Here is a 12377-nt window from a genome sequence, read left to right on the forward strand (position 1 = left end):
AGCGGAGTCCCGCAGTCGGGGTCGGAGGGAACACGGAATGAGCAGGCGTTCAGCCATCCTCGTGCTCGAGGACGGGCGCACCTTTCACGGCGAGTCGTACGGCAGTGTCGGCGAGACGTTCGGCGAGGCGGTCTTCAACACCGGGATGACCGGCTACCAGGAGACCCTGACCGATCCGTCCTACCACCGGCAGGTGGTGGTGCAGACCGCCCCGCACATCGGCAACACCGGGGTGAACGGCGAGGACGACGAGTCCGACCGGATCTGGGTCGCCGGGTACGTGGTCCGCGACCCGGCCCGGATCGGCTCGAACTGGCGGTCCACCGGCGCGCTGGAGGACCGGCTCGGCGTCGAGGGCGTGGTCGGCATCGCCGGGGTGGACACCCGGGCGCTCACCCGGCACCTGCGGGACCGGGGCGCGATGCGGGTCGGCATCTCCAGCGTCGAGGACGACCCGCGCGCCCTGCTGGAGCGGGTCCGGCAGTCCCCGCCGATGGTCGGCGCGGACCTGTCCGCCGAGGTCAGCACGGCCCGGCCGTACGTGGTCGAGGCGGAGGGCACCCACCGCTACACCGTCGCCGCGCTGGATCTGGGCATCAAGCGCAACGTGCCGCGCCGGCTGGCCGCCCGGGGGGTGACCACCCACGTGCTGCCCGCCGGGTCGACCATCGACGACCTGCTGGCCACCGGCGCGGACGCGGTCTTCTTCTCGCCCGGCCCGGGTGACCCGGCCACCGCCGACGGGCCGGTGGCGCTGGCCCGGGAGGTGCTGAGCCGGCGGATCCCGCTGTTCGGCATCTGCTTCGGCAGCCAGATCCTCGGCCGGGCGCTCGGCTTCGGCACCTACAAGCTGGGCTACGGCCACCGGGGCATCAACCAGCCGGTGCTCGACCGGGCCACCGGCAAGGTCGAGGTGACCAGCCACAACCACGGCTTCGCGGTGGCCTGGCCGGGCCACGAGCCGGGCACGCCGGCCGGCGCGGTCGTCCCCGACCAGGTCGTCGAGACCGAGTTCGGCGGCGTGCGGGTGTCGCACGTCTGCCTCAACGACAACGTCGTCGAGGGGCTGCGGGCCGTGGACGTGCCCGCCTTCACCGTCCAGTACCACCCCGAGGCGGCAGCCGGCCCGCACGACGCCGACTACCTCTTCGACCGTTTCGCCGAGCTGATCGAGGGTCGTGGCCCCGACGGGCAGCCCGGTCCGGGCCGGAACCACAGCGAGGGGCGCACGAATGCCTAAGCGCGACGATCTCAAGCACATCCTGGTGATCGGCTCCGGGCCGATCGTGATCGGGCAGGCCTGCGAGTTCGACTACTCCGGCACCCAGGCCTGCCGGGTGCTGCGCAGCGAGGGGATCCGGGTCAGCCTGGTCAACTCCAACCCGGCGACCATCATGACGGACCCGGAGTTCGCCGACGCCACCTACGTCGAGCCGATCACCCCGGAGTTCGTCGAGCTGGTCATCGCCAAGGAGCGTCCCGACGCGCTGCTGCCCACCCTGGGCGGGCAGACCGCGTTGAACACGGCGGTCGCCCTGCATGCCGCGGGCGTCCTCGACAAGTACGGCGTGGAGCTGATCGGCGCGAACATCGAGGCGATCAACCGGGGTGAGGACCGTCAGCTGTTCAAGGAGATCGTCGCCAAGGCCGGCGTCCGGTTGGGGCTGCCCGACCCGGCCGGCCTGGTGCCCCGGTCCCGGGTCTGCCACTCGATGGACGAGGTCCGCGAGACCGTCGCCGAGCTGGGCCTGCCGGTGGTGATCCGGCCGTCGTTCACCATGGGCGGCCTGGGTTCCGGCATGGCGCACACCGACGAGGACCTGACCCGGATCGCCGGGGCGGGCCTGGCCGCCAGCCCGGTGCACGAGGTGCTCATCGAGGAGAGCGTGCTCGGCTGGAAGGAGTACGAGCTGGAGCTGATGCGCGACCGGCACGACAACGTGGTGGTGGTCTGCTCGATCGAGAACGTCGACCCGATGGGTGTGCACACCGGGGACAGCGTGACGGTGGCCCCGGCGATGACGCTCACCGACCGGGAGTACCAGAACCTGCGGGACCTGGGCATCGCGGTGCTGCGTGAGGTCGGGGTGGACACCGGCGGCTGCAACATCCAGTTCGCGGTCAACCCGGCCGACGGTCGGATCGTGGTGATCGAGATGAACCCCCGGGTGTCCCGCTCGTCGGCGCTCGCCTCGAAGGCCACCGGTTTCCCGATCGCCAAGATCGCCGCGAAGCTGGCCATCGGCTACACCCTCGACGAGATCCCCAACGACATCACCCGCAAGACGCCGGCCGCGTTCGAGCCGACGCTGGACTACGTGGTGGTGAAGATCCCCCGGTTCGCTTTCGAGAAGTTCCCCGGCGCCGACCCGGAGCTGACCACCACGATGAAGTCGGTCGGCGAGGCGATGAGCCTGGGCCGCAACTTCACCGAGGCGCTCAACAAGGCGATGCGCTCGATGGAGACCAAGGCGGTGGGTTTCTGGACCCAGCCGGATCCGCCCGGGGCGACCCGGGAGAACACCCTCGCCGCGCTCGGGGTGCCGCACGACGGCCGGCTCTACACCGTCGAGCGGGCGTTGCGGCTGGGCGCGTCGGTGGCCGAGGTCGCCCGGGCGTCCGGCGGGATCGACCCGTGGTTCCTGGACCAGATCGTCAGCCTGGTCGAGCTGCGGGCCGAGATCGTCGCCGCCCCGGTGCTCGACGCCGGCCTGCTGCGCCGGGCCAAGCGGGCCGGGCTGTCCGACCGGCAGCTCGCCGCGCTGCGCCCGGAGCTGGCCGGCGAGGACGGCGTACGCACCCTGCGGCACCGGCTCGACGTGCGCCCGGTCTACAAGACGGTGGACACCTGCGCCGCCGAGTTCGAGGCGACCACCCCGTACCACTACTCGACGTACGACGCGGAGACCGAGGTCGCCCCGTCGGCCCGGCCCAAGGTGCTCATCCTCGGCTCGGGGCCGAACCGGATCGGCCAGGGCATCGAGTTCGACTACTCCTGCGTGCACGCCGTGCAGGCGTTGCGCACCGCCCCGCTCGGCGGGGTGGGCGACGGCACGGACGCCGCCGGGTCCGGTGCCGTCGGCTACGAGACCGTGATGGTCAACTGCAACCCGGAGACCGTCTCCACCGACTACGACACCGCCGACCGGCTCTACTTCGAGCCGCTGACCTTCGAGGACGTGCTGGAGGCCTGGTACGCCGAGGACTCGTCCGGCCGGGCGGCCGGTGGCCCCGGCGTGGTCGGGGTGGTCGTGCAGCTCGGTGGGCAGACCCCGCTGGGGCTGGCGCAGCGGCTGAAGGACGCCGGGCTGCCGGTGGTGGGCACCTCCCCGGAGTCGATCCACCTGGCCGAGGAGCGCGGCGCGTTCGGCGCGGTGCTGGCCCGCGCCGGCCTGCGCGCCCCGGCGCACGGCATGGCCACCTCGTACGACGAGGCGAAGGCGATCGCCGACGAGATCGGGTACCCGGTGCTGGTGCGCCCGTCGTACGTGCTCGGCGGGCGGGGCATGGAGATCGTCTACGACGACGACACGCTGCGCGCCTACATCGGCCGGGCCACCGAGATCTCCCCGGACCACCCGGTGCTGGTCGACCGGTTCCTCGACGACGCCATCGAGATCGACGTGGACGCGCTCTGCGACGCCGACGGCGAGGTCTACCTGGGTGGTGTGATGGAGCACATCGAGGAGGCCGGCATCCACTCCGGTGACTCGTCGTGCGCGCTGCCGCCGATCACGCTGTCCGGCGTGCACCTGAGCGAGGTGCGCCGCTACACCGAGGCGATCGCCCGGGGCGTGGGGGTGCGCGGCCTGCTCAACGTCCAGTACGCCCTCAAGGACGACATGCTCTACGTGCTGGAGGCGAACCCGCGGGCGTCCCGGACGGTGCCGTTCGTCTCGAAGGCGACGGCCGTCCCGCTGGCGAAGGCGGCGGCCCGGATCGCCCTCGGCGCGACCATCGCCGACCTGCGGGCCGAGGGGCTGCTCCCACCGACCGGCGACGGCGGGACGATGCCACCGGACGCCCCGATCGCGGTCAAGGAGGCGGTGCTGCCGTTCAAGCGGTTCCGTACCCCGGCCGGCAAGGGCGTGGACTCGCTGCTCGGCCCGGAGATGAAGTCGACCGGCGAGGTGATGGGCATCGACACCAGCTTCGGGCACGCGTTCGCCAAGAGTCAGTCCGCCGCGTACGGTTCGCTGCCGATCACCGGGAGGATCTTCGTGTCGGTGGCGAACCGGGACAAGCGGGCCATGATCTTCCCGATCAAGCGGCTGGCCGACCTGGGCTTCGAGATCGTCGCCACCACGGGTACCGCCGAGCTGCTGCGCCGGCACGGCGTCGCCTGCGAGCAGATCCGCAAGCACTACCAGAGCGGCGAGGGCGCGGACGCGGTGTCGATGATCCTCGCCGGTGACGTGGCCCTGGTGGTGAACACCCCGCAGGGTTCCGGCGCGAGCGCCCGCTCGGACGGCTACGAGATCCGCAGCGCCGCTGTGACGGCCGACATCCCGTGCATCACCACCGTGCCGGGGGTGGCGGCGGCGGTGATGGGCATCGAGGCCCGGATCCGCGGCGACATGCGGGTGCGCCCCCTCCAGGAGCTCCACGCCGCCCTCCGGGCCGCCCAGTGACCCGGTACCCCCACCCCCCGCGTGGTTCCCGCCCGCCGCTCGGCCCGGTGATCAAGAGGTTTCGGTCACCGGACGGTGGGTGCGGTGACGCAAACCTCTTGATCACCGGCGGGAGCGTCGGTCGGGGGAGCGTCGGTCGGGGGAGCGTCCCTCGGGGGAGCGTCGGCCGGGGGCGCGTCCGTCGGAGGGGTGTGGCGTGGTGATGTTCGAGCAGGGGGTGCGCCGGGCGCTGTTCCGCATCGGGGGCGGGGACGCCGAGGCGGCGCACGACTGGACGCTGCGCCAGCTGGCCGCCCTGTCCCGGCGGCCGGCGGCGCTGGCGTTGCTGCGGGCCCGCAATCTGCACCGGGCACCCCGGACGGTGTTCGGGGTGGACTTCCCCAACCCGGTGGGGTTGGGGGCGGGCATGGACAAGAACGGGGTGGCCCTGCCGGCCTGGCCGGCGTTGGGGTTCGGCTTCGTCGAGGTGGGCACGGTCACCGCGCACCCCCAGCCGGGCAACCCCCGGCCCCGGCTGTTCCGGCTGCCCGACAGCACGGCCGTGATCAACCGGATGGGCTTCAACAACGCCGGGGCGCAGGCGCTGGCCGACCGGCTGGCCGCGTCGCCCCGCCCGCTCGGGGTGCCGCTGGGCATCTCGCTGGGCAAGTCCAAGGTGACCCCGCTGGAGGACGCGGTCGAGGACTACCTCACCTCGTACCGGGCGTTGCGCGGGCACGGCGACTACTTCGCGGTCAACGTCTCCTCGCCGAACACCCCGGGGCTGCGGTCGTTGCAGGACCGGGCTCACCTGGACGCCCTGCTGGCCGCCCTGGTGGGGGAGAAGCCGGTGCTGGTGAAGATCGCCCCGGACCTCACCGAACCGGCGGTGGCCGAGCTGCTGGAGGTCTGCCTGGCCCGGGGGGCGGCCGGGGTGATCGCCACCAACACCACGCTGGCCCGCGACGGTCTCGCCCCCACCGACCGGGAGCGTGGCGCGCAGGCCGGTGGCCTGTCCGGCGCCCCGCTGACCGGGCGGGCCCGGGAGATGGTCGCCTTCGTCCACCGGGAGACCGGCGGCCGGCTGCCGGTCATCGGGGTCGGCGGCATCCTCGACCCGGACGACGCGGCCCGGATGTTCGACGCCGGGGCCAGCCTGGTCCAGCTCTACACCGGCTTCATCTACCGGGGGCCGGCGCTGGTCCGGGCCGCCGCCCGGGTGTCGCCCGGGGCGGCGGCGGCCGACCGGGCGGTGACCGGGCGGTGAGCCGACGGGTACGCCCGGCGCTCCCGGTCGTGCCCGTCGCGCCGTCGACACCGGTCGCCGGTTCCACCGCCGACGGAGCCGTCCCGGACCCCGGTCCGCGACCGTGCCGCACGCGGCTCCGTGGCGTCGTGGCCGCCGTGGGGGCGGCGGAGCGGGCACACCCGCGCCGTCGCCGTCGGGTCGGCGGGGTGCTGGACCGCACGGCCGGCCCGCGCTGTCGGGATGGTGGGGTGTCGGCCCGCACGGCCGGCCCGCGCCGTCGGGGTGGCGGGGCCGCCGGCGTGCCGGTCCGCACGCAGAGCCCGCGCCGTCGGCGCGGCGTGGCCGCCGGGGTGGCGGTCGTCGAGGGTACGGAGGAGCGCGCGTGACGCCCGAGGAGATGCTGGCCGCCGACCGGGCGCACGTCTGGCACCCGTACGCGGTGTCGCCGCCGGCGCACCCGCCCTACCCGGTGCACAGCGCCGAGGGGGTGCGGCTGCGGTTGGCCGACGGCCGGGAACTGGTCGACGGGATGTCGTCCTGGTGGGCGGCGATCCACGGCTACCGGCACCCGGTGCTGGACGCGGCGGTCACCGACCAGCTGGGCCGGATGAGTCACGTGATGTTCGGCGGGCTCACCCACGAGCCGGCGGTCCGGCTGGCCCGGACCCTGGTCGAGCTGGCCCCGGACGGGCTGGAACACGTCTTCCTGGCCGATTCGGGCTCGGTCTCGGTCGAGGTGGCGATCAAGATGTGCCTGCAGTACCAGCGGGCCACCGGGCGGCCGGAGCGCCGCCGGCTGGGCACCTGGCGGGGCGGCTACCACGGCGACACCTTCCATCCGATGAGCGTGTGCGACCCCGAGGGCGGGATGCACCACCTCTGGGGGGACGCGCTGCCCCGGCAGGTCTTCGCCCCGGCGCCGCCCGGCGGCTTCACCGACCCGCCCGACCCGGGGTACGTGACGGCGCTGACCGACGCCGTCGCCCGGCACGCCGACGAACTGGCCGCGGTCATCGTGGAGCCGGTGGTGCAGGGGGCGGGCGGGATGCGCTTCCACCACCCGGGGTACCTGCGGGTGCTGCGCGAGGTGACCCGCGCGCACGGGGTGCTGCTGATCTTCGACGAGATCGCCACCGGGTTCGGCCGGACCGGGACGATGTTCGCCGCCGAGCACGCCGGGGTGAGTCCGGACGTGCTCTGCGTCGGCAAGGCGCTGACCGGTGGTTACCTCACCCTGGCGGCGGCGCTGTGCACCCCGGAGGTGGCCCGGGGCATCGCCCGGGACGGGGTGCTCGCGCACGGTCCCACGTTCATGGGCAACCCGCTGGCCTGTGCGGTCGCCAACGCCTCCCTGGGGCTGCTGCGGGCCGGCGACTGGGCCGCCGAGGTGGCCCGCGTGGGGGCGGGGCTGCGCGCCGGCCTGGAGCCGCTGCGGGGGGCGCCGGGCGTGACGGACGTCCGGGTGCTGGGGGCGATCGGTGTGGTGCAGCTGGACCGCGAGGTGGACGTGGCGGCGGCGACGGCCGCCGCGGTGGCCCGGGGCGTGTGGCTGCGCCCCTTCCGGGACCTGGTGTACACCATGCCGCCCTACCTGACCGGGGACGCGGACGTGGCCCGGATCACGGCCGGGATCGCCGCCGCGGTCGGGGCCGGCTGAGGTCCGGGCGGGCGGGGATCCGCAAGCCGGGGCGGCGACCGTCGTCGCGGCCGGTGGACACGACACGAGAGGAGCAACGATGGAGACCTTCGGAACCCGGCTGCACCGGGCGATGGCGGAGCGTGGGCCGCTCTGCGTCGGCATCGATCCGCACCCCGGGCTGCTGGCCCGCTGGGGCCTGCCGGACGACGTCGACGGGCTGGAGCGGTTCGCCCGGACCGTCGCGGAAGCGCTCGGTGACCGGGTTGCGGTGATCAAGCCCCAGTCGGCCTTCTTCGAGCGATTCGGGAGCCGCGGAGTGGGGATTCTTGAGTCAACTATCCGACAGTTACGCGAGGCCGGGGCGCTCGTTCTGCTCGACGTCAAGCGCGGCGACATCGGTTCGACCGTCGCCGCGTACGCCTCCGCGTACCTTGATCCATCCAGCCCGTTGTATGTCGACGCGCTCACCGCGAGCCCCTACCTGGGAGTAGGTTCGCTGGCGCCGATGTTCGAGGCCGCCACCACGCACGGTGGCGGGGTGTTCGTGTTAGCGCTCACCTCCAACCCCGAGGGGGCGCAGGTGCAGCGTGCGGTCACCTCCGGTGGACGCACCGTGGCGCAGCTTGTTATCGATGAGATTTCCCAGCTCAACAGGGGTGCCGACCCGCTCGGCAGCATCGGATTGGTGGTCGGCGCGACCATCGGCGATACCGGTCACGACCTGTCCTCGGTCAACGGTCCACTGCTCGCGCCGGGGCTCGGCGCCCAGGGTGCGACGGCCGCCGATCTACCCACCGTGTTCGGCCCCAACCTCTCCGCAGTGCTGCCGTCGTACTCCCGGGAGGTGCTCAACGCGGGCCCCGACCCGACCGCGTTGCGGGCCGCCGCCGACCGCGCGGCGGCCGACTGCCGGCAGATTCTTGCTTCCGCAAACTGACTGACGGCTCGGTCACTTTACGTTGATCATCGCGCGTCCACGTTGCCGAAAACTCCGGCGAACGCTAGTTTTCCCCGCGCTGGGAACCACGGACCCCTTTGGTTGCCAGCGACACCACGTTTCACAGAGCGTCGGTGCGTTCCGCCCGTCGCGATAGGGACCTGAGGAGAACTGGTGCCGCTCCCGTCACTGACCCCCGAGCAGCGCGCTGCCGCGCTGGAAAAGGCCGCGGAGATCCGCAAGGCCCGTGCTGAGCTGAAGGAGCAGCTCAAGCAGGGCAAGACCACCCTGGCCGCCGTCCTTGCGCGAGCCGAGTCCGACGATGTCGTCGGCAAGCTCAAGGTGTCGGCCGTGCTGCAGGCGATGCCGGGTATCGGCAAGATCCGGGCCACCCAGATCATGGAGAAGCTCAAGATCGCCGACAGCCGCCGTCTGCGTGGTCTGGGCGAGCAGCAGCGTAAGGCGCTGCTTGGAGAGTTCGCCGCCAACTGATCGCCGCAGCAGGTAGAAACAAGCGGTGAGCACGGATGACAAGACGTGCCCGGCGGTGCGGCTCACCGTCCTGACCGGACCTTCGGGTGCCGGTCGGGGCGGTGTGGTCGAGGCGGTCCGGGCGCGTTCCTCCTCCGTGTGGGTGCCGGTTCCGGTGACCACCCGGGCACGTCGCCCCGGCGAGACCGACGGCGTCGACCGGCTCTTCCGGGAGCCTGCCGAGTTCGATCGGATGATCGCCGCGGACGAGCTGCTCGAGTGGTCCCGGGCCGGGCCGTACCGTCGGGGCACCCCGCGCGCCCCGCTGGTCGACCGACTGGCGCGGGGACGGCCGGTGCTGCTCCCGCTGGACCTGCCCGGTGCGCTCGCCCTCCGAACGGCCCTGTCCTGGGTCCGCCTGGTGCTGCTGCTGCCGCCCGGGCACCGCCCGGACCCGGCCGTCGCGGCCCTCGCCACGCACACCGTCCGACACGACCGCACCGAGCGCGCCGCCGATGAGCTGGTAGGCTTGCTCGGTTCGTCCTAATCTGGCTCCCGTCCGGCCGCGGTGTCGCGGTCGACCGGCCGGTCGCGTTCCGCGCGGCCGAGCGACCAGCCGCGTCCCCGCGGCCGAGCGACCAGCCGCGTTCCGCGCGGACACTTCAGACGCAGAGGGTATTTCGTGGGATCCATCGCCAACCCCGAGGGCATCACCAACCCGCCGATCGACGAGCTGCTCGAGAAGACCACCTCGAAGTACGCGCTGGTGATCTTCGCCGCCAAGCGCGCCCGTCAGGTCAACGCCTACTACAGCCAGCTCGGCGAGGGCCTGCTCGAGTACGTCGGCCCGCTCGTGGAGACCACTCCGCAGGAGAAGCCGCTCTCCATCGCCATGCGTGAGATCAACGCGGGCCTGCTCACCGCCGAGCCGACCGACCAGCCGTAGTACCCCGTACCCCGATGTCCGCCGAGATCGTGCTCGGAGTCGGCGGTGGCATCGCCGCCTACAAGGCGTGTGAGCTGCTGCGGCTCTTCACGGAGTCGGGCCACCGGGTCCGGGTCGTGCCGACCGCGTCGGCGCTCCGCTTCGTCGGAGCGCCGACCTGGGCGGCGCTGTCCGGCCAGCCGGTCGCCGACGACGTCTGGTCCGAGGTCCACCAGGTCCCGCACGTCCGGCTCGGCCAGCGGGCCGACCTGGTGGTGGTCGCGCCGGCCACCGCCGACCTGCTGGCCCGGACCGCCCACGGCCTCGCCGACGACCTGCTCACCAACATCCTGCTCACCGCGCGCTGTCCGGTGCTGCTCGCCCCGGCGATGCACACCGAGATGTGGGAGCACCCCGCCACCGTCGCGAACGTCGCCACCCTGCGCGGCCGGGGCGTGCGGGTGATCGAGCCCGCCGTCGGCCGGCTCACCGGCGCCGACAGCGGCAAGGGGCGGCTGCCCGACCCGGCCGAGATCTTCGCCGTCGCCCGCCGCGCCCTCGCCCGGGGCGTCGACGCCCCGGCCGACCTGGCCGGTCGGCACCTGGTGGTCACCGCCGGCGGCACCCGGGAACCGCTCGACCCGGTCCGGTTCCTCGGCAACCGCTCCTCCGGCAAGCAGGGGTACGCATTCGCCCGCGCGGCCGTCGCCCGGGGCGCCCGGGTCACCCTGATCAGCGCCAACGTGTCGCTGGCCGCCCCGGCCGGGGTCGACCTGGTGCGGGTGGGCAGCACCGGGGAGCTGCGCACGGCCACCCTGGCCGCCGCCGAGGACGCCGACGCGCTGGTGATGGCGGCGGCACCGGCCGACTTCCGGCCGGCGCACTACGCGACCGGTAAAATCAAGAAGTCGGACGACGGCGGCGCGCCGACCATCGAGCTGGTCACCAATCCGGACATCGCCGCCGAGTGGGGGCGCCTGCGCCGCCCGGGGCAGGTGCTGGTGGTGTTCGCCGCCGAGACCGGCGACGCCGAGGCCAACGGTCGGGCCAAACTCGCCCGCAAACGGGCCGACCTGGTGGTCGTCAACGAGGTCGGCGTCGACAAGGTCTTCGGCGCCGAGACCAACGCGGCCGCCGTGATCGGCGCGGACGGCACCGTGCACCACCTGCCGGAACAGCCCAAGGAGGAGCTGGCCGACCGGGTGTGGGACCTGGTGCTCGCCCGGTGGGCCGACCGGTCCTGAACGGTGGATGCCCGGTCGCCGGGGTCGAAGGTGGCGCACCGTGATGACTAGACTGCTGCGCAACGATTATCAAAAAGAGCTTAGGAGTCCCGTGACACGCCGCCTCTTCACGTCCGAATCGGTCACGGAAGGCCACCCGGACAAGATCGCCGACCAGATCAGCGACGGTATCCTCGACGCCCTGCTCACCCAGGACCCGCACAGCCGGGTAGCGGTGGAGACGCTGATCACCACCGGTCAGGTCCACGTCGCCGGTGAGGTGACCACCAAGGCGTACGCCGACATCCCGACCATCGTCCGCGAGACGATCCTGGGCATCGGGTACGACTCGTCGAAGAAGGGCTTCGACGGCGCCTCCTGCGGCGTCAGCGTCTCCATCGGCGCCCAGTCGCCCGACATCGCCCAGGGTGTCGACAACGCCTTCGAGCTGCGGACCGGGGCGTCGGAGAGCGCGTTGGACGCGCAGGGCGCCGGCGACCAGGGCATGATGTTCGGCTTCGCCTGCTCGGAGACGCCGGAGCTGATGCCGCTGCCGATCGCGCTCGCGCACCGGCTGGCCCTGCGGCTGTCCGCCGTGCGCAAGGACGGGACCATCCCGTACCTGCGGCCGGACGGCAAGACCCAGGTCACCATCGAGTACGAGGGGCTGCGCCCGGTCCGGCTGAACACCGTCGTGGTGTCCAGCCAGCACGCCGCGGACATCTCGCTGGACTCGCTGCTCACCCCGGACGTGCGGGACCACGTCATCGCTCCGGAGCTGGAGAACCTCGGGCTGGACACCGACGGCTACCGGCTGCTGGTCAACCCGACCGGCCGGTTCGAGATCGGTGGCCCGATGGGCGACGCCGGGCTGACCGGCCGGAAGATCATCGTCGACACCTACGGCGGGTACGCCCGGCACGGTGGCGGCGCGTTCTCCGGCAAGGACCCGTCCAAGGTGGACCGTTCCGCCGCGTACGCGATGCGCTGGGTGGCCAAGAACGTGGTCGCCGCCGGCCTGGCCGAGCGCTGCGAGGCGCAGGTCGCCTACGCGATCGGCAAGGCCCACCCGGTCAGCCTCTTCATCGAGACCTTCGGCACCGAGACGGTGCCGGTGGCCGCGATCGAGAAGGCCGTCGGTGAGGTCTTCGACCTGCGTCCGGCCGCGATCATCCGGGATCTCGACCTGCTCCGCCCGATCTACCGGCAGACCGCCGCCTACGGCCACTTCGGCCGGGAGCTGCCGGACCTGACCTGGGAGAGCACCGACCGGGCGGCCGACCTGAAGTCGGTAGCGGGCGCCTGACCGGCACCGCGCCCAGC

The 12377-nt window shown here is 72.9% G+C and carries 10 protein-coding genes and 1 pseudogene; all 11 read left to right on the forward strand.

Annotated features, from left to right (window positions below; genetic code table 11):
• The first annotated feature begins 37 nt into the window (after positions 1–37).
• Complete coding sequence (gene carA / locus GA0070623_RS28815) at positions 38–1240, forward strand: glutamine-hydrolyzing carbamoyl-phosphate synthase small subunit (protein WP_067309467.1); 1203 nt, start codon at positions 38–40, stop codon at positions 1238–1240.
• Positions 1233–4631, forward strand: a complete 3399-nt coding sequence (gene carB / locus GA0070623_RS28820) for a carbamoyl-phosphate synthase large subunit (protein ID WP_067309464.1) — start codon at positions 1233–1235, stop codon at positions 4629–4631. The genes carA and carB overlap by 8 nt, the downstream gene beginning before the upstream one ends.
• 199 nt (positions 4632–4830) lie before the next feature.
• Complete coding sequence (locus GA0070623_RS28825) at positions 4831–5877, forward strand: quinone-dependent dihydroorotate dehydrogenase (RefSeq protein ID WP_067309510.1); 1047 nt, start codon at positions 4831–4833, stop codon at positions 5875–5877.
• Between the two features lie 128 nt (positions 5878–6005).
• A complete protein-coding gene (locus GA0070623_RS30220; RefSeq protein WP_157517557.1) occupies positions 6006–6245 on the forward strand; it encodes a hypothetical protein in 240 nt (79 codons plus the stop codon).
• Positions 6242–7516 carry an adenosylmethionine--8-amino-7-oxononanoate transaminase gene (locus tag GA0070623_RS28835; protein WP_067309454.1) on the forward strand — a complete coding sequence of 425 codons (1275 nt, stop codon included), beginning with the start codon at positions 6242–6244 and terminating at the stop codon, positions 7514–7516. Before GA0070623_RS30220 ends, GA0070623_RS28835 begins: the two co-directional genes overlap by 4 nt.
• Before the next feature lie 79 nt (positions 7517–7595).
• The gene (gene pyrF, locus GA0070623_RS28840) at positions 7596–8435 is read left to right on the forward strand and encodes an orotidine-5'-phosphate decarboxylase (RefSeq protein WP_067309451.1); all 840 of its coding nucleotides are present in this window, start codon (positions 7596–7598) and stop codon (positions 8433–8435) included.
• Between the two features lie 174 nt (positions 8436–8609).
• Positions 8610–8927, forward strand: coding sequence for an integration host factor, actinobacterial type (mihF, locus tag GA0070623_RS28845; RefSeq protein ID WP_067309448.1), 318 nt, complete (start codon positions 8610–8612; stop codon positions 8925–8927).
• Between the two features lie 25 nt (positions 8928–8952).
• Positions 8953–9484, forward strand: a pseudogene (locus GA0070623_RS28850) (guanylate kinase); the annotation flags it as partial.
• A gap of 104 nt (positions 9485–9588) precedes the next feature.
• The gene (gene rpoZ, locus GA0070623_RS28855; RefSeq protein ID WP_007075826.1) at positions 9589–9852 is read left to right on the forward strand and encodes a DNA-directed RNA polymerase subunit omega; all 264 of its coding nucleotides are present in this window, start codon (positions 9589–9591) and stop codon (positions 9850–9852) included.
• A gap of 14 nt (positions 9853–9866) precedes the next feature.
• Positions 9867–11075, forward strand: a complete 1209-nt coding sequence (gene coaBC, locus GA0070623_RS28860; RefSeq protein WP_067309442.1) for a bifunctional phosphopantothenoylcysteine decarboxylase/phosphopantothenate--cysteine ligase CoaBC — start codon at positions 9867–9869, stop codon at positions 11073–11075.
• Positions 11076–11166: 91 nt separating this feature from the next.
• Complete coding sequence (metK, locus tag GA0070623_RS28865) at positions 11167–12360, forward strand: methionine adenosyltransferase (RefSeq protein WP_067309439.1); 1194 nt, start codon at positions 11167–11169, stop codon at positions 12358–12360.
• The last annotated feature ends 17 nt before the right edge of the window (positions 12361–12377 follow it).

Origin of the sequence: Micromonospora rifamycinica, from assembly GCF_900090265.1 — a bacterium.
Lineage (GTDB): Bacteria > Actinomycetota > Actinomycetes > Mycobacteriales > Micromonosporaceae > Micromonospora > Micromonospora rifamycinica.